Annotated in this window: 22 protein-coding genes; 3 read left to right on the forward strand and 19 right to left on the reverse strand. The window is 43.6% G+C overall.

The window, feature by feature from the left end; all coding sequences use genetic code 11:
- Positions 1-234 precede the first annotated feature (234 nt).
- From AC3WQ3_RS08570 to AC3WQ3_RS08590, 5 genes are all read right to left on the reverse strand, one after another.
- Positions 235-720 carry a DedA family protein gene (locus AC3WQ3_RS08570; RefSeq protein WP_095360884.1) on the reverse strand — a complete coding sequence of 162 codons (486 nt, stop codon included), beginning with the start codon at positions 718-720 and terminating at the stop codon, positions 235-237.
- Between the two features lie 27 nt (positions 721-747).
- Entirely contained in the window at positions 748-1,308 is a 561-nt protein-coding gene (gene pssA, locus AC3WQ3_RS08575; protein WP_336782902.1) for a CDP-diacylglycerol--serine O-phosphatidyltransferase, read from the reverse strand.
- A gap of 25 nt (positions 1,309-1,333) precedes the next feature.
- Positions 1,334-1,960, reverse strand: a complete 627-nt coding sequence (locus AC3WQ3_RS08580) for a TetR/AcrR family transcriptional regulator (RefSeq protein WP_336782904.1) — start codon at positions 1,958-1,960, stop codon at positions 1,334-1,336.
- 467 nt (positions 1,961-2,427) lie between these two features.
- Positions 2,428-3,615: an MFS transporter gene (locus AC3WQ3_RS08585; RefSeq protein WP_336782906.1), complete on the reverse strand. Its 1,188-nt coding sequence runs from the start codon at positions 3,613-3,615 to the stop codon at positions 2,428-2,430.
- Between the two features lie 284 nt (positions 3,616-3,899).
- Positions 3,900-5,051 (reverse strand): FAD-dependent oxidoreductase, encoded by a 1,152-nt coding sequence (locus AC3WQ3_RS08590; RefSeq protein WP_336782908.1) that lies wholly within the window; start codon positions 5,049-5,051, stop codon positions 3,900-3,902.
- A 177-nt stretch (positions 5,052-5,228) separates the two neighbouring features.
- Between AC3WQ3_RS08590 and AC3WQ3_RS08595 the strand changes: the two genes are divergently transcribed.
- A complete protein-coding gene (locus tag AC3WQ3_RS08595) occupies positions 5,229-5,822 on the forward strand; it encodes a TetR/AcrR family transcriptional regulator (protein ID WP_336782910.1) in 594 nt (197 codons plus the stop codon).
- Positions 5,823-6,344: 522 nt separating this feature from the next.
- Positions 6,345-7,562: an MFS transporter gene (locus tag AC3WQ3_RS08600; protein WP_336782912.1), complete on the forward strand. Its 1,218-nt coding sequence runs from the start codon at positions 6,345-6,347 to the stop codon at positions 7,560-7,562.
- Positions 7,563-8,086: 524 nt separating this feature from the next.
- Here AC3WQ3_RS08600 and AC3WQ3_RS08605 read toward each other — a convergent pair.
- The gene (locus AC3WQ3_RS08605) at positions 8,087-8,614 is read right to left on the reverse strand and encodes a tunicamycin resistance protein (protein ID WP_336783131.1); all 528 of its coding nucleotides are present in this window, start codon (positions 8,612-8,614) and stop codon (positions 8,087-8,089) included.
- A gap of 168 nt (positions 8,615-8,782) precedes the next feature.
- A complete protein-coding gene (locus AC3WQ3_RS08610) occupies positions 8,783-9,424 on the reverse strand; it encodes a TetR family transcriptional regulator (RefSeq protein ID WP_154896354.1) in 642 nt (213 codons plus the stop codon).
- Between the two features lie 231 nt (positions 9,425-9,655).
- Here AC3WQ3_RS08610 and AC3WQ3_RS08615 point away from each other — a divergent pair, with 231 nt between their 5' ends.
- The gene (locus AC3WQ3_RS08615) at positions 9,656-10,543 is read left to right on the forward strand and encodes an NmrA family NAD(P)-binding protein (protein ID WP_492471980.1); all 888 of its coding nucleotides are present in this window, start codon (positions 9,656-9,658) and stop codon (positions 10,541-10,543) included.
- A gap of 292 nt (positions 10,544-10,835) precedes the next feature.
- On the opposite strand, the gene AC3WQ3_RS08620 is transcribed toward AC3WQ3_RS08615, so the two are convergent.
- The 12 genes from AC3WQ3_RS08620 to AC3WQ3_RS08675 all read right to left on the reverse strand — a co-directional run bounded on the left by AC3WQ3_RS08620 (position 10,836) and on the right by AC3WQ3_RS08675 (position 23,106).
- Positions 10,836-11,639, reverse strand: coding sequence for an undecaprenyl-diphosphate phosphatase (locus tag AC3WQ3_RS08620; protein ID WP_492471981.1), 804 nt, complete (start codon positions 11,637-11,639; stop codon positions 10,836-10,838).
- Positions 11,640-11,979: 340 nt separating this feature from the next.
- The gene (locus AC3WQ3_RS08625) at positions 11,980-12,312 is read right to left on the reverse strand and encodes a DUF3024 domain-containing protein (RefSeq protein ID WP_492471983.1); all 333 of its coding nucleotides are present in this window, start codon (positions 12,310-12,312) and stop codon (positions 11,980-11,982) included.
- A gap of 44 nt (positions 12,313-12,356) precedes the next feature.
- Positions 12,357-12,626, reverse strand: coding sequence for a 30S ribosomal protein S14 (rpsN, locus tag AC3WQ3_RS08630; protein ID WP_492471984.1), 270 nt, complete (start codon positions 12,624-12,626; stop codon positions 12,357-12,359).
- 73 nt (positions 12,627-12,699) lie between these two features.
- The gene (locus AC3WQ3_RS08635) at positions 12,700-13,896 is read right to left on the reverse strand and encodes a GTP-binding protein (RefSeq protein ID WP_492471985.1); all 1,197 of its coding nucleotides are present in this window, start codon (positions 13,894-13,896) and stop codon (positions 12,700-12,702) included.
- A 283-nt stretch (positions 13,897-14,179) separates the two neighbouring features.
- The gene (gene cntE / locus AC3WQ3_RS08640) at positions 14,180-15,406 is read right to left on the reverse strand and encodes a staphylopine family metallophore export MFS transporter CntE (protein ID WP_492471986.1); all 1,227 of its coding nucleotides are present in this window, start codon (positions 15,404-15,406) and stop codon (positions 14,180-14,182) included.
- Positions 15,407-15,585: 179 nt separating this feature from the next.
- Complete coding sequence (gene cntE / locus AC3WQ3_RS08645; protein ID WP_492471987.1) at positions 15,586-16,782, reverse strand: staphylopine family metallophore export MFS transporter CntE; 1,197 nt, start codon at positions 16,780-16,782, stop codon at positions 15,586-15,588.
- A gap of 13 nt (positions 16,783-16,795) precedes the next feature.
- Positions 16,796-17,548 (reverse strand): ABC transporter ATP-binding protein, encoded by a 753-nt coding sequence (locus AC3WQ3_RS08650; protein WP_154896360.1) that lies wholly within the window; start codon positions 17,546-17,548, stop codon positions 16,796-16,798.
- Positions 17,535-18,359, reverse strand: a complete 825-nt coding sequence (gene cntD / locus AC3WQ3_RS08655) for a staphylopine uptake ABC transporter ATP-binding protein CntD (protein WP_492471988.1) — start codon at positions 18,357-18,359, stop codon at positions 17,535-17,537. The genes AC3WQ3_RS08650 and cntD overlap by 14 nt, the downstream gene beginning before the upstream one ends.
- Positions 18,340-19,236 carry a staphylopine uptake ABC transporter permease subunit CntC gene (cntC, locus tag AC3WQ3_RS08660; protein WP_154896362.1) on the reverse strand — a complete coding sequence of 299 codons (897 nt, stop codon included), beginning with the start codon at positions 19,234-19,236 and terminating at the stop codon, positions 18,340-18,342. Before cntC ends, cntD begins: the two co-directional genes overlap by 20 nt.
- Entirely contained in the window at positions 19,233-20,168 is a 936-nt protein-coding gene (gene opp1B / locus AC3WQ3_RS08665; RefSeq protein WP_492471989.1) for a nickel/cobalt ABC transporter permease, read from the reverse strand. The genes cntC and opp1B overlap by 4 nt, the downstream gene beginning before the upstream one ends.
- A gap of 35 nt (positions 20,169-20,203) precedes the next feature.
- Positions 20,204-21,802, reverse strand: a complete 1,599-nt coding sequence (gene cntA, locus AC3WQ3_RS08670) for a staphylopine-dependent metal ABC transporter substrate-binding lipoprotein (protein WP_492472058.1) — start codon at positions 21,800-21,802, stop codon at positions 20,204-20,206.
- A 17-nt stretch (positions 21,803-21,819) separates the two neighbouring features.
- Positions 21,820-23,106: an opine metallophore biosynthesis dehydrogenase gene (locus AC3WQ3_RS08675; RefSeq protein WP_492472060.1), complete on the reverse strand. Its 1,287-nt coding sequence runs from the start codon at positions 23,104-23,106 to the stop codon at positions 21,820-21,822.
- Between the last annotated feature and the right edge of the window lie 29 nt (positions 23,107-23,135).

The raw sequence follows: 23,135 nt of genomic DNA on the forward strand, positions 1-23,135 counted from the left end.
ACCGTCCTTATACTTAGAATTGAGATTGATGCCATAGATTTGATTTTTCTTGGATGCGTCACCTTAACTCTTTCTAATTACGAACCCTCTAAATAAGATTATTTAAACTTGTCCATAGTTTCGTAAAAAAGATTGTGTCTCAATCAGCTTGTCCTTGTTGATCAATTCCATAACGAATGGCGGATCTAATACATAAAGCTCGGTAATCAGTAATGGTCAAAGGTATTCCTCAATTCATATTACTCCACCAACTCCGTATCCGATTGTTACAAAGATTAAACACCATATCAAAGCACCGATGCTTGAAATAATGAAATACTTCCTGAAATTAATCCCGCTGATTCCTGAGACATAGCATGTTAAATGACGTACGCCGGGGATGTAGTATCCAAAAATAATCGTCCACTGCGCATACCTTTCGAATAACCTTTCCACTTTCTCCAACTTATTCGGTGTGAGAAACAGATATTTTCCAAACCGGAGTAAGAGCGGTTTCCCAAATCTTCGACCAATCCAATAACTCACCGTCATTCCGGTGACTGTCCCTAAAAAGCCAAACAGCACAGAAAGTGGATAGCTTAATACATGTATTGAAGAAAGATATCCTATGGTCACCATCATGATTTCGTCTGGGATCGGAAGACCGACAATCCCTATTGCCAAGAGTATATAGATAGCCCCATAACCATACTGTCCAATTACCTCTGTAACCCATTCCATAAAGTGTTCCTTCTTTCTAATTTCTCATCATTTCAACCACTTCTTCAAACTTGGAAAACGTACTCGACTAACCATAAGAACACTTAGTAAAATGATAACAATTACGGTAAAACTCATTTTTAATTGTGAGGCCAAAAGACTAAATACAGCCAAGAATCCTCCAGCAATCGTAATAGGGACCCCAAGGAAGTCATTCATCTGATCTGCCTGTATATTAAAGCGCGCTAAACGAATTGCACCACATATGATAAATAAAGCTACAAGTAACACACCTATCATGTTGAGATGATAAAGTTTTTCTACGTAGATTAGTAATGCTGGAGCAACACCAAACGTCACCATGTCACACAACGAGTCAAGCTCTTGTCCAAATAAACTTTGTGCATGCAGCTTACGAGCAGCAAACCCATCCAGTAAATCAAATATCATCCCTATGATGATTAGTAGTACCGCAGCTTCACTATCCCACGACAACATCAAGATTGCGAAGATACCACAGCTCAGGTTCCCAAGTGTAAGAATTGATGGTATCCATTTGATGAGATCCTTTCTTCTTTTGTTAACAGATACCGATCGTTCTTTATACATTGTTTGCCCACCTTAAACAGCATAATTATTTTGTTTGGTTGTAATACCATGATAAATAGGGTTTTGGATTTAACACGCCTTGTAGAAACACCTGAGCCGCTTTACGATAAAGAATCTTCATTTCATTGCCATTCATACGAGAAGCCATAAGACCTAGCCCCTGTATCATGGCCTCTAAGATAGTGGCTAATGATTTACTATCGTCAACAGCTATTTCACCATCTAACATAGCGACTTCAATGATGTCACGAATAAAGGCGATATGGCCTTCGACATAGTTAGTCACACTCGCTTGGATCTTTGTATTGTTCCATTCCTTGCTTAAAAATTCATCCATCACATTGGTTAGTGGATGATACATATCATTTGCCATCGTCTGAAATAATCCATCGATTTTTTCTGAAAACGTTGAAAGAAGCGGTTCCTTCTCCAACCAAGAGCTTCTCCATTCCTTTTCCCAATCTTCGAGCAAGTAAAGGAATAAAGCCTCTTTGCTTCCAAAATGGTAATAAATATTGCCTTTACTTTTCCCCGTAATGGCTACTATATCTTCAATTGAAGTTGCTGAGTAACCTTTTTCTCTGAACAATTGTCCAGCGGCTAACAGAATTCCCCTTTTTGTTTGTTCGCTCTGTATATGCTTTTTGTTCATATGAAATTTCCCCCAAATTAAATCCGTACTCCGCAAGATGATATTTTTACTCTTTTAGTAACCCAAGCCATTGGAGATGTAATTTTGAAACACTAGGGATGCTTCTTGAGAATATCCACGTAAAAATGAACGAATTTCAGCATCCCTCCCGCCACCTGTTACATTAGTCAGGCAACGGGCGATCACATCAATGCCTGTTTGCTCGGTATACACCGATACAGGGACATATCGGTAAACCAAACGATGCGGCTACGGAAGCTATAGTGATGGAATTGAGTCCTTCTCTGTCAGCCATATCAACTTGCCGCATCGACTAAATTAAGCCTAGCTTCGGGCCGCGTGAAGGCTTTTTCGTTGTTTCCAATACGATTGCATTTTCGGAAGATAAGTCTTAAAGGACTTGCTTGTTAGAGAAATTCGTTTTACATTTCTGCTAACCTCCGTCAAATGGATGAACTGCTGCCAACTTACGCGGATTGCTTTAATCCTTGTCGAAGTCTCAACCCAGCTAGACAAATGAGAAATGTAGCACCCGCAGCTATGTAGGGCAGCGACAATGATACATCGTATAAGATTCCAGCTGCCACTGAGCCAATAATTGTTCCGAGACTGGTGAATGTTGAATTCAATCCCGCCACATACCCTTGTCTTTCTCCTGCAGCTTTTGACAGTAGGCTGCTGGCAGCAGGTCTAATCAAATCAAAAGAAGCAAAGATAAAGATAGTAACAATGGTAATTGCCCAATAGGAATGAACGAATAATATGACGAATATCGAGGCCCCACCAATTGCAAGGCTTAGATACATGACCTTCATCTCACCCAATCTTTTTACAAGCAAATCTAACAAACCAATTTGAATAACAACACCCACAATAGCGCCGATTGTCAGAACAAATGCGATATCATTAGGGCCGAATTGATGCTTGGCATCCAAATACAGTCCAAAAACAGTTTCAAAGTTCGAAAGACCGAACCCAAGTACAAGTAGTACGACTAATGTTACAAAGTATGATGCTTTTCGACTCTGCCATATTTGGCGGATGAGCCCTTCTTTCTCCAAGGGCAACCGATTTTCAATAAGATCAGCTTTTTTCATTGATTCCGGTAAGACGATCACCGACAGGAGAGCAACAAATCCGACCAGAGCTGCAGCAACATAAAAAGGAACTCTAACGCCGTACTCTGCTAAAAAACCGCCTAAGCCCGGACCGATAATGAAACCAGTCGACATCGCTGCCGATATATATCCAATCCCTTTGGCACGTTCATTCTCCGTGGTTATATCTGCTGTAAATGCCATAACCCCTGGAAAAATGAAGGCAACTCCTACACCGCCAAGCAGTCTGGACAGAAATAGCATGTATACGGAAGAGGAAAATCCAAAAATAGCTTCCGAAACAGCCAGCAGGGCTAATCCAATTATGATTATTTTTTTTCTGCCAATGGTGTCACCAAGTCTTCCGCCCCATGGTGAAAATAATAATTGTGTGACTGCATAAGCCGCCGTCAAATACCCAACGCTTGCCCCCGTTAGCCCCAGGTTCCGCATTAGAGTTGGCATTACTGGAACAACTAACCCATAAGCAGCCATAGCAAGAAATATATTAACCATGAGTAAAGCTAAGGCTCCCTTGTTTCTAAACAAAAGATTCATTTATCATCTCTCCACTCGAATAACCAAACTTATGATCATAATGTCAGTGCGTAAAGCTAACATCTGTATACTGAACGTTCGTTATAAATTAACATGAAGCTCAGACTCTCTCTTAAACCAAACAACGAACTATACCTCTTATTTCAAAGAACCTTGCAGCCGAGCATACGCTCGACTGTTAGATTCTTAATTGAGCTATACCTTTAATTTATTTGGACGATCGTCCGATATTTTGCAAAAAAAAAATCTATCATGTTACTCCTATGACATTTCCTTAAATACACTTATTCACTTTTATCCCAATTGACGCTTAGTCCTTCTCCAAAGAACGCAAAATCTTCAGTATTCTCCAAAGTGAGATTATCTAATATTGAAGCACTATGAAATACTTTTGCCGCTCTATCCTTACGATCGGTTTCATAATAATGAAATGCGTCATCATAATCATGATCTCTAAGCAACTTAGACAAATAAAGTGCGTCTTCTAATCCTAGGGTAGTACCCATTCCTGCATTCGGATCTGCCGTATGAAGTGCATCGCCAATTAGTACAACTCTGCCATATGAGTAATGCTTCATTAGATCAATTTTAAACAACTGCTTAGGTATGAAGTTATCCGTGTTTTCAATTAATTGTTTAATTGGAGCTTCCCAGTCTGAGAACTGATTGGCCAAGTCTGATCTAAAGGCTTCTATTGGCTTTTCTTCAAAGTGTTTCTTAGAGACCTTTTTTTCCTCGTTAACAATCATTGACCACGAAATTTCATTATCTGTCGGATGGTGTTTGGATATAAATAAATTGAAATTTTCGTGAAAATAAATTAGCGAGGTTTCGGTATCAAAAAATTCCCTGTGCTCGTTAAGCTTGTTAAGGCCAACTAAGCCGTAGACTCCCCATTTGCCAGCATACTTTAGTGGATAGTTAGGGAACGGGAATAAAATGGACCTTGTTTTAGAACGTACTCCGTCCGCTCCAACAAGTAATGTACCTTTAGCTTCTGTTCCATCCTCAAACAAAACCTGAATATGATCATCACCCTCAGTGAATGATTTTAGTCTTTTTCCAAAATTAATTTCTATTCCTTGTTCAATAGATTTCTGATAAAGGATATCAATTAAATGGAAACGGGCAATGTTGATTAAATGAGGCATCTCCTCCTTTTCCCCATCCATTTCCATGTCTTCAAATATAGAGTTACCTTCTTTATCCATTACTTTAATGTCAGTCATCTGATGACTATTGGCCTTTAATACTTCGCCTAACCCTAATTCCTCCAAAACTTGAACCCCACTTGGATGAATCACAAAGTTTCCACCTGCATTACCATACTTCGTCGCTTGTTCATAAACTACACTCTCGATATTAGCCCTTTTCAAGAATAGCGCCATCGCTAATCCAGCTATTCCCCCACCAATAATAATTATTTTCTTAGTCATTTCAAAACCACCCCTTTCAGAAATATTTATTCGAATTATCGTCCGAATAATACTAAAAAAATAAGGATCTGTTTCATCCTATGCAATCATTATAAATTTATTCGGACGATCAGTCAATTAATATGTCGCATAGTTGATTCTTTTAAGCTACAATAGAATAAAAACACTGGAGGAATTATGAGCAGACCAACAGGTGTGAATAGTGAGGATACGAAGCAATTCATTGTGGATGTAGCAACGAAAATATTTGAACAAAAAGGCTATAGTGTTACATCTATGGCCGATATAAAAAATGAAACAAACTTAAGTAAAGGGACAATTTATTACCATTTTAAAAATAAAGAGGAACTGTATCTTTACTGTATTCAACAAGTATCTAACGAATTTATTCGAAATTGGGACATTACATCGAAAACTGAGCGTTCCGCTGAGAAAAAGTTATATATTTGGGCGAACTTAAATAGTATTATGCTGCAAAAGCCGATTATGAATACCATTCAAGAATATTTCGTTTCAACAAATAAAAACAATTATGACGCTGTACTTAAACTGTATGAACCCGAATTTCAGATTGTTAGCCAAATTTTAGAGGAAGGTATAAATCATGGGGAATTCAAGGGAGATTTGCATATTGATGATGTATCGGTACTTTTATATAATTTTATCACATCATTAGCTAATGTAGAATTGTTTGGCTACCATTCAAGTCAGGAACAGAAAAATTTATACAAGCTAGCCATTGATTTAATCTTACCTGGGCTGAAAGAATAAAAAATGTTAGTGAAGCCTCCCCAAAATACTCTCAAGCTGTTACATGAAGTATTGATCTACATTGGTCTTGTCCCCTTTGCTGAACGACAAAGAATCAGGATCTTGTCTCCCCTGAGAGCAAGATCCTGATTCTTTGTTTTTTTCCCTATTTACTAAGAAGGCCAAATGAAGCGAGCTACTTAATGTTTGGAGACTTATCTTCGAATTCTTCAATAGATACTGCACAAAAAAGATGAATGCGGTATCCGATCTTGTTTGGCAAGGAGCTTGATTATCAGGATACACATAATTATTTGACCGATCGTCCGAATAAAGTTATACTTTGAGAAACATTTTTTCGAATTTAATCGGACGAATATCCGATTGTTTTGGAAGGAATGTTGAGTCAAAAAATTGACCTGTCCTATTTAATTGTCCTCCAAATCTTACTTTGGGCGATATAAATCATATAAAAAATAAGAAAAAGAAAAATGAGTAAATAATAACCAATTGAGAAATCGATTATAAGGAGCAGTGATTTTTGTGACTTCACTTTTAAGGAATAGAGTTTTTAAAATTGTGTTGATCGCTGATTTATTACAGCAAGCAGGTATCTGGATCCGTAACATGTCCTTGCTCTTTTATATAATGGATCAATCCAATAACAATCCGACAGCTGTTTCTTTGCTTACAGCTTTAGAGTATTTACCAATTTTCATTTTCTCATTAATAGGTGGTACTTTTGCTGACAGATGGGAACCAAAAAGAACGGTGATATTTGGTGATTCTCTAAGTGCTTTATCTATGCTATTGATTTTACTATTAATATCTCTGGGTATATGGCAAGCAGTGTTCGCCGCAACAGTCATTTCAGCTATCGTGAGTCAATTTTCCCAGCCTTCTTCGTCCGTCCTTCTAAAGAGACATATTCCATCTGAAGACGTTGGAACGGCTGTTGGAATAAACCAAAGTTTATTGGCTTTGTTCACCATATTTGGTCCAGTCTTCGGAACATTTGTATACACTCAGTTGGGGATTAGATCTGCTGTTATTGCTCTATTCATTATCTTTGCTTTAGCTGCAGCAATTCAATTATTCTTACCTTCGTCGAATAGGGAGAAAAGTTTAGAAAAGAACACTGCAATAAGTGATATCAAAAGTGGGTTCAAGTATGTTCTTGGCCATGTAAATCTAAAACTCATTGCTATCATGTTTGCGGTAAGTGGAATTGCAATGGGTATAACACAACCTCTCGATGTCTTTGTAACAATGGAGAGATTAGGTTTACCTAAGGAAAGTGTTCAATGGTTTGCGGCTTCAGAAGGAGTAGGAATGCTCTTTGGAGGTATCTTAGCTGCGGCAATTTCATCAAAAATAATAAGGTACAGGCGTGCGGTATTAACAGTTACAATGATCATTTGGTCAATGATAACATTGACCGAGGTATTATCAACTTGGCCGACATTAACCGTTATAGCAAGGGTACTGTCAGGGGTGGCAACAGCTTTTTTCCAGGTCGTTTTTAGTGCGATGATGATTAAAGAAATTAAAGAAGAATACATCGGAAGAACGAATGGAATCGTACTACCACTTTTGATGGGGGGAATGTTGTTAGGAAGTACTCTGTCTGGTATTATTGTAAATCAAATTGAATTATTCGGTGCATATTTTATTGCATCTGTCCTAACCCTCTCATGTGTAGTTTTCACTTTACGTTTAAGAACAGATTATATGAATGTGAATGACAAGCATCATAATTAAAATATAATAACTACACTCTACTGCCCATTTGTGAAACAGAACAAAAGCAGCTGATCACGTAACAGCACCCCATTTTAAAGACAAGACTCAGAAATGGAGGTGCAGTTCCCATAATACGTTGATCGGCTGCTTCGTTATTTTTATTGAATTATCGTTCAACTATAGTAAGTAGTTTAGAATGAGATCCACCGATAACACTGGTTAAATGACTTGCCTATAGAGTTATCTCCGTCGTTACCCGGGTAGTAGAGCATAGATTTGTCTGATTATGCTTTTTAAAGCCCTAATATGACTTGGTTAAATCAAGTAATGGATATGTCTAATTATGTCTAGTTCATTGAAGATACACTTTCGAAGCAATCAACGTTTGTTGATCAATTGCTTTCATTTATTCAACTAACCTGTCCGTTAGTTGAATAAGATCCCCAGTTTTTGACTTTGTAGACGCTGTAGAATAAATCTCGGGCAGACCAAGGGAGGAAAGGATGACCATCAGCCTGCCGAGTCATTCACTTTGACGAAGTTCATCCATAATTGTTGTTTAATCTCTTTAAAATAAGGTCTACAATTTCAGTTGTTTTTAAGTGATCCGTAATTAAATGCTCTTGATAAATTTCCCTCCTAAAAGCTTCGACACAAGTAGCTGTCCGTTGGAACGACCATCCCCCTACCTTGTCACCGCGCTTGACTAATCTGTTATAAATGGTGTCCTCTGAAGCTATCAAACAAAAATGATACAGTTCTTCATCCAATTCTTTAAATCCATTGTAAATGTAATTGAAGTTCTCTTCTTTATATAGGGTCATAGGCACAATTAAGTGTTTTTGATACTTCCTCTTTACCTCCCCCGCCACATTTACAGTCAAGGTTTTCCAAAGCTCAATGTCCTGGAAGTCATCAGTTTGTTCGTGGGTATGCCTCACTTCTTCAGGTACAATTTTCCAAGTCATAAGTCCAATATTTTCAGGATCAAATATCATACTATTGGCAATTAAGGGTTGAAGCATATGAGCTGTGGAGGTCTTACCAGAACCAAACGCCCCATTAATCATGATAATCACGTGATCACTCCTCTGGTAATATAGCCTTCCTAGAACATCATTGTACTTCATTGGTTTTTGTCCAAAATAGTGCAATTTTTATGCATCATCTTTACATGTTAATCTGGTCATTTCCACGTTAAACTGCCCGTTAAATAAATAAAAGCGAAACGAACGCGTTTACGAAATGGTTTGTAAAATGCGAATGATTTCTTTTTCGATAACCGAATCGTCTACAGTATCCAGATATTCAGGACTAATCACTTGATACTGTTTCATTCTATAAAACTCCATAACGGCTTGTTTCAAGGTCAGATCATACCATTGAATACTAAAGGTCGGTTCCATAATGCGCCGAAGCGTCGCATCATCTTGAACCAAGGACAGCTCAGCGTGCATTCTGTTAAAAATCTTTTTATCCATACCGGATTGAAAAAAAGATTGTAAATTTTTAATTCTATTTTGTTGAGCAACGGAAATTTTTTCAAAAAGTCGTGGATAAAACTCCTTGAGGTCTTGCAGGAACAAATCGGATAAATAAATAACACCTATTAACGATTCTAGAAACGTATTTTGAAATCGATCAATATATGAAACGGAATCATCATATACAACGGTGTCAGCCTGCTGCAAATACTGAATTCCATACTCTACAACCTGTTCGATGATTTCATCTTTGGATGAAAAGTGCTTATAAAGCGTCACTTTACTAATATCCATATGTTTTGCGATATCGTCAATTTTTAGTTGGCTGAATCTGGTTCTTCTAATTACAGGTTTGATTTTATTTAGATATTGATCTGCGCTCACGGGTTTTCTCACGATTGAAGCCTCCTCTAATGCTCATCAAATCATATTATACCAAAATGGCTGTATCAATAAACAATATTTAATAAAATTATTAAGTTAACTAATTTTATTAATTTAGTTTACTTAGTAAATCTATCGTTGTATAATCTCTCTTGTAATGAATAGCCAATCGAGAAAGGGATAACGGTCTCCAAAGCGATATACATTTCTCGAAATCACATTATTTTAAAAGGAGAATACACAATGAAAATCACAGTTCTCGGCTCACTGGGCAATATCAACCGCAACTACCTGCCATCCCTAATCGCAGACGGCCACGATGTCACCGTCATCACAAGCTCCAAAGATCGTATCGCCGACATCGAAGCGCTCGGTGCCAAACCAGCAGTCGGCTCAAACCTCGATGTCGAATTCCTCGCGCAGGCCTTCGCAGGTAGTGACGTTGTTTACCTCATGATTTCGGGCATCAATTATGCCTCTGGCACCGACATGTGGCAGACCGCTATTAATCTTGCTGAAAATTATAAGGCCGCTGTGCTAAAATCAGGTGTAAAAAATGTCGTCAACCTCAGCTCAGTCGGCGCCGACAACCCAAACGCCGGTATTCTCTACACCTATCATTTTGCAGAAGACGCGCTAAACTCGCTTGAAAGCGTGAACGTTGTCCACATCCGGCCTGTCGGCTTTTACAGCAATCTTTTTGCCGACATGCAAAGCCTCAAAACCCAGCAAACCATCTTCAGCCCAATTTCAGTTGATATCCCACAAGGCTGGGTCAGCCCCGTTGATATTGCAGACGTCGTTTACGCCATGATTTCTCACACCCCAGCGGGTAAAAGCGCGAAGTTCATAGTTAGTGACTGGGCCACAGGCAACCACTGGCTCAACGCCCTTGCTGAGAAAGGTATCGAAGCCAAATACCAACAAATCCCCGTTGAGGCTCTTGCTGAGAATATGAAAAAAATCGGCTTCCACGAAAACACTGCCAACGGCTTTGCCCAAATGAACCGCGCCTGTGAGAACGCGGACGAGTTCTACGCCAGCCTTCGTGCAACTGACTATCACCTTGGTAAAGTCAAGGTCGGAGACTTTGCGAAGGTTTTTGCAGACGTATATAATAAATCTGTTTAAACAGTCCAGAATACTGTTAACCTGCGAATGAGAATGCGCCTAAGTGCGCTATTTTTCTTTCGATAACTTGACCCGGAGAATCTTGAGATGGCAGCCTGTTCATCCTGTTCTAATCTCAGACCTCGAATAAGGTTTTACTCTGACTTGGTTTTGACATATAAAGAACAGAGCTCGCTGAAGTGATAGCGAGCTCTGTTCTTTATTGATAAATGTGCACAAAAAACCCTTACCTGTGATAAGGTTCATATCGAATGACTTTAAAATAACCTGCCCGTTAGATTGAAGTTTAAAGTTACAGTATGACAATTAAATAGAAAAGAACTGCTAATACAAAACGATATAGAGCAAACCACTCCAATCGAAGTCGCTTGATCAATCTAATAAACGTTACTACCGCAATCATAGCCACAAGGAAGGATGTCATAAATCCAATTAACATCAGATACATATCGTCTAAATGAAGTAGATCGATGCTATCGTATAAGTCCAACAAGGTAGCACCAAACATAACAGGTACAGAAATAATGAATGTAAAATCTGCTGCAGCTTTTTGGCTAGTACCGAGCAAAAGGCCACCTGAAATCGTCGAACCTGATCTCGAAAAACCCGGCCACAAGGCCAGACATTGGAATAAGCCAATCCCAAAAGCCTGTTTGTAACTAATCCTATCCATTGTGTCAACCCTGGTAGTTCTCTTACTCCGTGCTGCGATGATCATTAATAAGCCACCAGCAATTAAACCAAATAAGACAGGTGTAGGGCCGAATAATTGACTTTTTATAGTGTCCTTTAGTAGAAGATATACGATTAACGCTGGTATCATAGCCAAAATCATATGTATTACGTTTAATCCTTTACTTGCTGAAAAATCCATTTTAATTAAGTTTGTCCCAATCTCCATATACCTTTTCCAATAAAGAATTAGAACTGCCATCACCGCACCCAGCTGTATAACAATTTTAAAGGTTATTGCCGCGTCTCCCTCAAAGTCAAGTAGATTGCCTGCTAAAATAAGATGGCCAGTAGACGATACGGGTAAGAATTCAGTTAACCCTTCTATTATCCCAAGTATGATTGCTTTTATTGGATCAGTCATAGAAGATATCCCCTTTACGAAATAAACTCGCTTAGCAAGTTCAAGTATAAGGGTGAATGACTATATATTCCCATCGATTAGCATAACAATATTCATTTCAGTGTGACATTATCGTCACATCATTTAATGGATATACAGATCATATTGATGAATCTTGTTCAACTATCCTGCCAAGGCACATATCACCTTATTCATGCAATACCCAAGCAAAAGACGCCGCTGCATCTGCACGGCGCCTTTCCTATTACTACATCTATAATAGAGCCTGCTTCTCCATCATCAATCCAGAGTCACTTCGTAGAACCAGAGACAGGTTATTTCAGCTCTGCATTGGTTGGACTCAGCGCCAGAATATGCCCGTCTCATCCCGTTCAACTTGTTCGAGCAAATCCTCAAAGTCGAGACAAGGCTCAATAACGTCTACAGCATTCCAGCTGCTAGATTCATCCTTGGCATATACCTTCCATTGTTCACCTTCCCAATGAAACCGGGCGTTCGGCAGCACATCCCATTGATACCTTTCACCCGCTGGCCTTTCCTCCGTAAGAATGAGCTCGTCGTTATTCATCACATAGGTCAGCTTCACCATCGTGCGGAGTGGTGCAGGCACCTTCTCGTGAATATACCCATTCATGAGTGACTGAATTCTTCGAATGGTAAACGAGTCCAGCATATCAGTTCACAGCCTTTCATTTGCCAAAATGAATGTCCTCTGCGTTACCAGCTGGACTTGGTCACACCCGGAATCTGTCCCAGATGGGCCAGTTCGCGGAAGACAATTCGTGAAACCTTGAATTTGCGTAAATATCCTCTTGGACGTCCTGTCAGTTCACAGCGATTTTTCAGTCTCGTTGGAGAGGCGTTACGCGGCAGCTTCTGCAACGCTTCATAATCTCCTTTTTCCTTCAGCTCCCGGCGCAGCTCTGCGTACTTGGCTACCGTTGCCTGACGCTGTTTTTCACGTACGACTTTTGATTTTTTGGCCATCATTTACAGCTCCTCTACGATTTTTTTTGAACATGTTACACCTTACAATTCCAACTACAGAACCTTCATCCGATCAGACGGGTTCAACGGGCCACGGCAGCGGATTATCAAACCCTCCCCAGTCGGCTTGCATCTCCTCATCACTGAGCAGGCACTGGTCCAGCTCATCCTCAATCATGTGACGCTCCATCTCAATCCCGATCATCACCAGCTCGGTCTGGCGGTCTCCCCACTGGGCATCCCATTTGTCCAGGACATCCGGCTCGGTGCGAAAAATCAATTCCTTGTCCGCTTCCGGCAAGGCCGCGACCCAATGTCCGGCAGGTCCAAACTGAATGGAAGGCCCCGCCTGGCTCAGGCTTGCTGCTAGATCTCCTTCAGCCGCCAGCCAAACCAGGCCTTTGGCACGAACGACCTCTTCCGGCCAGTAGCTCATGAACTCAGCCAGACGTGCGGGATGGAATGGCTTCCTGCGACGGTACACGAAGGAGCCAATTCCGTACTCTTCCGTCTCGGGGGTGTGTGATTCTTTTTCCAGCTCCTGAATCCATCCGGCCGACATGCTCGCTTTTTCAAAATCAAAGAGACCGGTATTCAAAATCTCAGCAGGATTCACCTGTCCCTTCACGGTTCGAATAATCTTGGCATGGGGCTGAAGTTTACGGATGATACCTTCAAGCTTGTTCAGCTCCACGTCATCGACCAGATCACATTTGTTCAGCAGCAGGACATCACACGTCTCAATCTGGTCAATCAGCAAATCCACCACGTCTCGGGTATCTTCCTCTCCTGCTGCCTGACTCCGATCCAGAAGGCTCTGTCCTGAGGCAAAATCATGCCAGAACCGGTTGGCATCCACCACCGTTACCAGGCAATCCAGCTTCGCCAGACGGGTCAGATCAATCCCCGACTCTTCATCGGCGTATGTAAAGGTCTGCGCTACCGGAACAGGCTCACTGATGCCCGTGGATTCAATCAGGATATAATCGAACCGGCCTTCGTTCACCAGATTCTCGATCTCCTGCATTAGATCATCCCGCAGCGTGCAGCAGATGCAGCCATTGGATAGCTCAACCAGCTTCTCTTCCGTTCTTGACAACGTGGCTTCTCCCTTGACCAGCGCTGCGTCAATGTTCACCTCACTCATGTCATTCACAATGACGGCTACCTTAAGCCCCTGCCGATTGTGCAGTACATGATTAAGGACCGTCGTTTTACCTGAACCAAGGTAACCGCTGAGGACCGTTACCGGAACTTGCTTTTGTGTCATTTCGATCTGCTCCTTATAGTAACAGCCAATCTGTTATTGGCCTTATTAGTAATTATTACGATTAACAACAATGACTATAATCCTGTTGGCTTCTCTTGTCAAATCATTTTTGTAAAAAAAAGACCTACGATCTGGTTCCGGCAGTTCACATCATCATGATGCGTCCCGAAAAATCCAGTCCGTAAGCCATTTAACTTTTGCATCCGAATAGCAGCCTAAGTCAGTCAAGCACGAGTCGTGAAAATCAGCACATAAAAATGCATTGCCTGTACAGAGACCTTCCTCAGTTTGCAATAGAGAGCCTTTCTCTATTCCCTGATTCCATCCGTTTTCTAAATATGACGACCAGCATCATGGCAACCAAGGAAAGTAACGTACAGATCGTAAACATCGTGGAATAGGAGCTGCTCTGAACAATCAAACCCATGGCGAGTCCGCCCAAGGAGAAGCCCAGATCGTAGGAGGACATAAATATGCCCATCAATACATACCTGGAATCGGCAGGGAGCACGAAGGACAGGTACGTCGTTAATGTGGGATACATGAGTGCCAGGGCAAAACCACTAAACACCGCGGACAAATAGACCAGTGGACCAATGAGCTCCAGCAGCGCGAGCATCTGGGTTCCCAAAGCTGCACACAGCAGTAATCCCGCAATTAGCCAGGTATTCCAGCTGCCGTCGGAAGGTATTTTTTTGCGCAGCATAAATCGGCATAGAATAACAACCAGTCCCTGGATCGTTAAAAACACCCCGGCACTCGCAAGTCCCGTCGATACCATATACAGCGGAAGAAACGTCGCCGTTGCTCCGAATACGCAGGAAGCAAACAGCATGACTGCACTGCTGATCAACAGCGGTGTACTGCGCCAAATACCACGAAAGGAGCGGATCATGTCCCTTAGCGTATATGACTGATTTTGCACCGTACGCCTGGGCAGATCTACGCGATATCCGATCAGAAGTGGCAATACAGCCAAACCAATCATGAGGACCGTAAACCATATCTCGCGGGCACTTTCCCAGATTTGTATCGCCAGTATGGGAACAACGAGAGAGGGAACCATCGTAAAGAGTGTATACATGGATAGTCCCTGTGCGCGGTCCTTGTCTTCGAGCTTTTCCACAATGCCAGCCTGCATGGTCATGGAGAAGAACGCAGTCGCCACACCTTGCAATGCCCGCAGCCAGAGGTAAGCTTCCACATCACCGATCATGAAAAGCACCAGCGTTATGGCATGCAGAAGAAGCAGCCATTGCATGACCCGGAGGGGACCATGTTTCCCCAGAAGCTGTGCAGCCAGCGGCCTCAGAAGCATACACGTGAACATGTAAGCTCCCATCATGAGGCCAATTTCGGCCTGACTCAATCCTGCTGCCTCACTTCTCAGTGGAAGAATAATCGTTAAGGCCGAATTTGCGGCAAAAAATAAAAAAGCCAGCATATAAAACCGGATAAAGGAAAAAGAGACCGGATTTAATTTGCCATGATTGTTTGCAGAAGCATCCAAAAGTTTGTCCCCACTTTCTCACAATTGCCAGAACAGACAAGTCAAATAATCGTAATTATTATGATTAAAAGGACAATTTATCGTATACCGCTTGTCTTGTCAATGAATTTGTATGCGTACTTCGTATGCTTATAATGAAACAACAGAAAAAAACCGACGCTTCCGCATCAGCCTTCCTGCTATCTCATCGCTGACAATAGTCCCCTACGGTCATACGCAAAAACAATCATCAGCGCTCCAAGTACTGCACATATCAAATACATCCAGGAAAAAGAAAACAGATCAGCAACCGGTCCCATAACGACACCCCCAAGCGAAACGCCCAAATCGGCCGTTGCAATGAATAAACCAATGAGCACGTTGCGGTTCGTCTGTGGCAGGACAAAAGACAGATAGGTCGTCAGCGTTGGATACACGATGGCCTGTGCAATACCCATGAGTCCCGCGCCCAGATAAAATAGGATTGCACCTGTCTGAATGGACAGTCCTACGCACGCAGCAGCGAGTGTCAGCAGCAGCATCGTTCCCATCATAAATGAAGAGTGCCATGTTCCGTCCGACGGGATTTTTTTTCTAAGCGCAATACGGGCAACCACGACCACCGCAGCCTGAATCATCAGAAACACGCCGGCATTTCCGTGATTCAATTGTGGAGCGTACAGCGGAATAAACGCAGTTATGGCACCGAACACAATCGACGAGATGAGCATAATGACACTGCATTTGAACAAAAACGGATTTCGGATCAGCTCCCCGAAGGAAGCCAGCATACCGAACTTCTGTCCAGTCTTATCCTGTGTTGTATCGATCTCTGATTCCTTCGTCTTGTCCATCCGGATACTGTAACCAAACAGCCCCGTTATCATGGCAATCCCAATCATGAAGATGGAGAAATAATCCATTCCGCCCGCATTCCACAGTCCCAGAGCAAGCACCGGCCCGGCAATGCCCGGAATATAGGAAAAGAGGGAATAGTATGAGATCCCCTGTGAACGATCCTTTTCTGGTAATGCATCAATGATGCCGATCTGGAGCGCCATGGAGAAAAAGGCAGTAGACACACCTTGCAGGGCCCGAGCTACGAAATAGCCGCCCAATCCCGTAAAGGTATACAGGATTAGCGCCAGCCCATTCAGAATCAGAATGATTCGAAGTATCCTGATCGGGCCATGCTTTTGGATAATTTGACCTGCCCATGGCCTGAAAAACATCGTTGTGAACATGTATGCTCCCATGACGAGACCAATGACAGTGCTGCCTGCCCCCAATGATTCACCTCTTAAAGGGATGATGACATTGAGGATGGCGTTAGCGCTAAAGTATAAGAGCGTCAATAGATATAAACGTAGAAAAGGCCATGACAATGCTCCACTCACGGTGTGTTCTCCTTTAGAAAGTAATTAAATGATCCAGCAGCTTTCTCGCATACTCGGACTTCACGGTTCTCAGCTGCTCGATAGGCACCATTTCTTCGATGCGACCCTCCCTGAAAATGACCACTCTGTCACAGATATAAGCCGCTGCCTGGATATCGTGGGTGATGAATATATAGGTCAGCTGATAGATCTCCTTCAGCTCTTTCAGCACATGGAGCACCTGAGTCTGAACCGATACATCCAGTGAACTGATTGCTTCGTCCAGCACAATGCACTGAGGCTCTGTTGAGATGGCCCTGGCAATACAAACCCGCTGCACTTCTCCCCCTGACAATTCATGCGGATATCTGGAGCGATATGAGTTATCCAGCCCAACCTGGCTAAGCAGCACATCGATTTTGAGCGAATGGGCATGGCCTTCCGGGTTCTTTTTTTGTAGGCGCAATGGTTCCATAATGGCTTCCTCGACCGTAAAAAACGGATTGATCGACGACTTGTAATCCTGAAAAACGGCACTGATCCGGCCCCTTCTCGCCTTTCTGTCCAGCACAGATCTGCCTTCGAGCAAAATCTTTCCTTGCTCCGGGCGTTCCATCCCCAAAATCAGTCTGCCCAAGGTGGACTTTCCACTCCCGCTCTCCCCGATGATACCCAGGCATTCTCCGCGCGAGCATTCAAAACTGACATCATGCAGAACGGATTTTCGGCCTCCGGAAAACAAGCCGCCTAGTGGATAGGATTTATGAACATGGTCAACGTTTAGCAATATGCTGTTCCTCCTGCATCAATTGCCTGAAATGATTGCTCAGCTCCCGGCGGGTGGACACCAAGAACTGTGTATACGGGTGCTGCGGTTTCGAAAAGACGGAGTGAATGCTGCCCGACTCCACAATATGTCCATCCTTCATGATCAGAACCTCATCCGCGATCTTTCGTACGACTCCAAGATCATGCGAAACAAAGATCATGGAGCATCCCATTCGTTCCCGCAATTGGATCAGCTGCTCGACCACCTCGTATTGGGAAATCGTATCCAGAGCCGTTGTAGGTTCATCCGCTATGATCACATCCGGTTCCAGCACGAGTGCCAGCGCAATCATGATTCGCTGCAGCATGCCTCCTGACAGCTGGTGAGGATATTGATTCATGATGTGCACCGGATTTCTCAGCATGACCCGTTCCATGGCCGATTTCATGTTCTGCTCGACTTCCTTGGCATTCCATCCGTAATGCGCATGAAGGGTCTCTTTCAGATGAACGCCGATCACACAGGAAGGGTCAAATGCACTCATTCCGTTCTGGAGAATCATGCACAGATTCCGGCCCCTTTTTTTGCGCATGTCCTGCTCCGTGAGCTGGTTCAGATCTACCCCTTGGAACAGAATCCGGCCGGACTGCCGGATGGCTGGTTTATTCAGGCGCATGATGGACCTGCATGTCATCGACTTGCCACTCCCACTTTCCCCTACAATGGCCAGGCACTCACCTTGCTTCAACTGGAATGAACTATTGGGCACGATGACTTCTTCCGTAAGGGCATCCCATATTCGCAGCTGCTCAACTTCCAATATATTCATAAGAGACCTGTTCACCTCTCTTCCTTCCGCGAAGCTTGCCGCCCGGTTTGGACGTCATCAATTTGGGGTCAAGCGCCACTTGCAGCGCATCGGACAGAAAATTGAATGCTGATACGACCAATACAATCGCAAGACCTGGCGCAAGCATTAGCTCTGGCCTGGAGAACATGACTTCTCTGGCCTCATTCAGCATCATGCCCCACTCGGCTTGCGGTGCCTGAACGCCCAATCCGAGAAATGACAGCCCGGAAATTTGCAGGATCATGGAGCAAATGGAACTGCTCGAAATGACAGCAATATCGGAAAAGGTAACGGGCAGAATGTGCTTGTGAATGATGCGCAGGTGGCTGATTCCCGAAGCCCTGGCGAATCTCACATAATCCATCTCGGAATATTGCATGACCGATGTACGAATAACCCGGGCAAACCATGCCCATTTCATGACCACAAAGGCGATCAGAATATTTTCAAGACCAGCGCCCAAAATGCCGACTACCGCAAGCGTCATCACGTATCCCGGAAAAGAAAGCATAATATCACAGATCCTCATGAGGATGGCGTCGGTTTTTCCTTTGAAGTAACCAGAGATGAACCCCACGAGTGCCCCCAGAAGAACAGAAGCCAGCAGAGCAACCAAAACCCACAGTACACTTGGCCGAATGCCATAGATCAGCCGTGACAACACACATCTGCCCAGATGATCATTGCCAAGGAGATACGACCACGATGCTGATGCGTATCTGAGCTTCATGTTCACTTCTTCGGGATCATGCGGTGCAAACAAGGGCGCAAGAACGCCAGCAACGATCATCACCACGATAAAAGCAAGAGACACCATGGCGAGCTTATCCTGGCTTAAATGACGAAGGTTTCTCATTCGAATTCCTTTCTGAGCTTGGGATTCAGTGCCGCGTTCACGATATCGGAAAGCGTATTAAACAGCACAAATGTGACAGCCAGAATAAGCACGTACGCCTGGATAATCGGAAAATCCCGGCTCAGGATGGATCTGACGCTTAATCGGCCCAGACCTGGCCAGGCAAACACATTTTCAATCACAACCGTGCTTCCAAGTACAATAGGGATGGCCATACAAAAGATGGAAAAGGACACCTGCAGCGAATTCCGCAAGATATGCAGTGTTACCTTTCTCTCGGGGATTCCGCTGGCTCGCGCGTATAGAACATAATCTTCGTTTAAATTGTTAAGCATGGAACTTCTGACGCTCCTGAAGTAGATACCTACATAACTTACCGTAATGACAATGACCGGAAGAATATAGTTCTGTGGTGAATCCATTCCGCTGGTGGGCAGCAGATCAAGCTTGACCGAGAAGTACCAGATCAGCATAGCTGCAAGCCAGTAGGAAGGTATCGCCGTGAGCAGAAAGGAGAAGCCCCGCACGGACTTATCCATCATTTTCCCTTCCCTCATCGCACAGATCACACCCAACAGGATCGAGAAGAGGATAATGAAAACAGAAGATATCAGCGTTAATTTGAGCGTGTTCACAAATGCCGGGCCAATCAGGGACCAGACGGAATTTCCGGTCACATAAGACTCGCCAAAGTCCAGCTGAAGGCAGGCCAGCAGCCAGTTCCCGTATTGAATCATAAACGGCCGATCCATGCCGAGCTCCGCCTTGGTCTGCGCAATTAACTCGTCGGTAATCTGCGGAACTTCCTGCGCCTGCAGCACAACAACGGCAGGATCCAGCGGTGACAGATTGATCAGAACAAAGGTTAGAAACGAAATAATCAGCAGCAGGGGTATTGCGAGCAGAATCCGTTTGACGATAAAACTCCCCATATCCATCTCCTTTTCCACACAAAATCCAATGGACCCTATTGAAATTTCATTCGCTCAAATGGCAGCTCAAATTGGGTCTGCTTAAACGCAATGCCATCCAGATTTTTGGGTGCCACGATCGTCATGCTTCCGTTGGTTAGAGGGATAAACACGGCCTCCTCATGAACCATCCTCATGATGTCAGCATACAGCGCTTTCCTTGTATTTTCATCGGTGGAAACCATCACGTCTTCAATCTTGGCGTACATGTCCTTGGCACCAGCCATCCCGCTTGTTGTATGCAGATAGGCTGAGCTGGAGGCAAAAGCCGAAATGGTGCTCTGAGGATCATAAGCCAGTCCCCACGTTTGATTGAACAGCAGATCATACTCGCCCGTTGATCTTCGGTTAGCGATGGAGGAGGATTCTTCGCCGATGATCGAAAGCTGGATACCGATATTTTTCAATTCATTTTGAATATATTCAGCCTGTGTTTTCTGCGTAGAGGAATTGCTGTCATAATACAAATCCATCTTCAGCTCTTGCCCTTCTTTGGTTCGTACAGCAGCACCACTGCCTACACGCCAGCCCGCTTCATCCAGCAGCTTCTCTGCAGTCCTTACATCGTAAGGTCGTGTCTTCAATTCCACGTCGGCGTAATTCACATTGGAAGAGAATAGGGTCTGGGCAGGGGTCTGTGTTCCCTCAAAGATGTCGTTGCTGATGGTGTCCCGATCAATGGCATGCCAAATGGCTTCCCGAACGGCTGTTTCACTGACGGGGTTATCCTTTTTGCTGCTGTTGGCCGCAATGATGCTCGTGTTCATCGGTTCACTTCGTATCACCTGATACTCCCCTGATTCAGCCAGTTGATTCATCGCATGAACATCAATACTGTCGGCACCCCGGTCATCGGTAAACACGAAGTCAATTTCGCCTTTTTGCAAAGCCAGAAACGTTGTCTCTCCAGCCGGGAGAACTTTGGCTACAATTTTTTGAATTTCAGGTTTGCCACCCCAATAGTTTTCATTTGCAACAAACGTCGCATTTTCATCCACCTTGTGCTCTGTAAGCATGTATGGCCCTGTTCCATGGTAACCATTCACACCATCTTTGGTCCCGCCATTGATCATGTCTTTGGGAGAAATGAACACATAGGGTCTGGTCATGGATAATTCCACCAATGTCGGATAATAGGTACTGGACAGCACCAATTCCACGGTGTGTTCATCAATGACATTTGTACTCACAATTTTGGTAGACAGCTTAATCCACGCATGTTTCTCACTATTGGCCTGGACCGCATCAAAGTTAGCCTTGACCGCCTCGGCATTGAACGGTTCTCCGTCCTGGAATTTCACGTCTTTTCGCAAATGAAAGGTATAGACCTTACCGTCCTCGGAAATATCCCATGATTCCGCAAGCAAGGGCTGAATGCCATCTGCCGTGTTCTCTACCAATGACTCATATACCATACCTTGAGCAGGCATGGAGCCTGTATACAAATGAGGATTCATATCATTAATATCCTTGGCGGAAGCATAGATCAGATCCGTCTTCTTCTCACCTTCTGCTGCCCCCGTCTGTGCAGTTCCCTTCTCGCCGCAACCGGCCAATAGGACCAACACCAGCGCAAATATAATACTTAAGCCCATACCGGATCTTCCCTTTTTCACAACGTTTCCTCCTGATGATAAATTTCAAGTCCTACACAGATCATGTTCAGATCACCAGCAAACGTCCGGATCTGAAATGCGCTGGATAACGGCAGCTCTCTCTGTTCCTGTGCCACTTGCACCAGTTTGTTCTCATAGGTTGCGATGAATTTGTCTATGGTAGGGCAGTCCACCCGGAGATGCCTTGCAATGCCCTGAATGATTTTGATGCGGTAATAATCTTCCTGGGGCATCCTTGGGATCTCAAGCTGTCCTTCGTGATTGATGAACATCTTCCGGAATGGCACGGCCGAAAAGTCAAAATATTTCCCTTGTTCGTCCGGCTGCGAGAAAGGGTCAATCAGTAAAGAGGTATACCGTATGTACAGCAAATACTCCTGATGTATGTCCTGCAAATCGACAAATTCTTCGATATCAGAGCGCGATAAACTCTGCAAATGAACCGGATAGTTATCGTCCGTCATGAATTGAAGGAGGTTGAGCGGCCTTATGTTCAACTTGTCTGTTATCCTCATGATTTCTTTCCATCCTGCGAGCATATCCCGAATGAGATATTGGTTGATAGGCCCTTCCGGGTAGAGCTTGTAGACATACGTCTGAACGTCAGCATTTCCAAAGATCGCGTTTAAAGAAAAGTCATTCATGAATAACGCCGGATGCACATACAGCGAGATGTTTCGCGTCTCCGCCTCAAACGGGGAGGCCATCACTTCCATTACCACTCCGAGCTGTTCAACCATTTTGCATAATTCGTTCACTGCTTCTGAAGGGGTTCGTGTGGAACCGATATACAGTTTTTTCTTCACTCCGGTTGTCACGACATGATTGGAGGGCTGACGATCCGCCCATCGCGTATCCCCACAATAGGTGGAAAAACTAATCACTTCGAGCATGTAGCCTAGCTCACTTACATACTGATGAACCAGCCGGTTCGATCCAAATGTGGGAGATACCAGCACGATGCACCGGACTTGCTGCAGGACGTCCGGATTCATCTGACTTAATACCTGAACATAAGCATCTGTCGTGACAGCAAGAATCAGCGTATCCCAGCTGCCTTCAATCCGGCTGTACTCTGTAAAAACCTCATCCACCCTACACTCGCCTTCCACGATCCGGTGCTTCTCATTCTGAACACTTACGCGAATCTGCTGGTCATATTGTTTCAATGAGCTGAAGAACTCATCCGATCTGACCGATTGCCTTCCAGCTATGCCAATATAGGACCCTCGTTGTTTCTTGAACAGTACAGCTAATTGAACGGATGCAGGTCCGGTTCCCATGATTAAGACTCGTTCAAAATCCACCCTAT

It is taken from the genome of Paenibacillus sp. FW104-T2 (assembly GCF_058789975.1).

Bases quoted from the DNA above. Each gene is read 5' to 3' on its own strand.
- opp1B (WP_492471989.1), bottom strand. From the start codon at position 20,168: ATGGGGAGTTTTATCGTCAAACGGATTCTGCTCGCAATACCCCTGCTG.
- AC3WQ3_RS08615 (WP_492471980.1), top strand. From the start codon at position 9,656: ATGAAAATCACAGTTCTCGGCTCACTGGGCAATATCAACCGCAACTAC.
- AC3WQ3_RS08635 (WP_492471985.1), bottom strand. From the start codon at position 13,896: ATGACACAAAAGCAAGTTCCGGTAACGGTCCTCAGCGGTTACCTTGGT.
- AC3WQ3_RS08590 (WP_336782908.1), bottom strand. From the start codon at position 5,051: ATGACTAAGAAAATAATTATTATTGGTGGGGGAATAGCTGGATTAGCG.
- AC3WQ3_RS08675 (WP_492472060.1), bottom strand. From the start codon at position 23,106: ATGGGAACCGGACCTGCATCCGTTCAATTAGCTGTACTGTTCAAGAAA.
- AC3WQ3_RS08585 (WP_336782906.1), bottom strand. From the start codon at position 3,615: ATGAATCTTTTGTTTAGAAACAAGGGAGCCTTAGCTTTACTCATGGTT.
- cntA (WP_492472058.1), bottom strand. From the start codon at position 21,802: ATGGGCTTAAGTATTATATTTGCGCTGGTGTTGGTCCTATTGGCCGGT.
- AC3WQ3_RS08580 (WP_336782904.1), bottom strand. From the start codon at position 1,960: ATGAACAAAAAGCATATACAGAGCGAACAAACAAAAAGGGGAATTCTG.
- cntC (WP_154896362.1), bottom strand. From the start codon at position 19,236: ATGAGAAACCTTCGTCATTTAAGCCAGGATAAGCTCGCCATGGTGTCT.
- AC3WQ3_RS08595 (WP_336782910.1), top strand. From the start codon at position 5,229: ATGAGCAGACCAACAGGTGTGAATAGTGAGGATACGAAGCAATTCATT.
- AC3WQ3_RS08605 (WP_336783131.1), bottom strand. From the start codon at position 8,614: ATGATTAATGGGGCGTTTGGTTCTGGTAAGACCTCCACAGCTCATATG.
- AC3WQ3_RS08620 (WP_492471981.1), bottom strand. From the start codon at position 11,639: ATGACTGATCCAATAAAAGCAATCATACTTGGGATAATAGAAGGGTTA.
- pssA (WP_336782902.1), bottom strand. From the start codon at position 1,308: ATGTATAAAGAACGATCGGTATCTGTTAACAAAAGAAGAAAGGATCTC.
- rpsN (WP_492471984.1), bottom strand. From the start codon at position 12,626: ATGGCCAAAAAATCAAAAGTCGTACGTGAAAAACAGCGTCAGGCAACG.
- AC3WQ3_RS08570 (WP_095360884.1), bottom strand. From the start codon at position 720: ATGGAATGGGTTACAGAGGTAATTGGACAGTATGGTTATGGGGCTATC.
- cntD (WP_492471988.1), bottom strand. From the start codon at position 18,359: ATGAATATATTGGAAGTTGAGCAGCTGCGAATATGGGATGCCCTTACG.
- AC3WQ3_RS08625 (WP_492471983.1), bottom strand. From the start codon at position 12,312: ATGCTGGACTCGTTTACCATTCGAAGAATTCAGTCACTCATGAATGGG.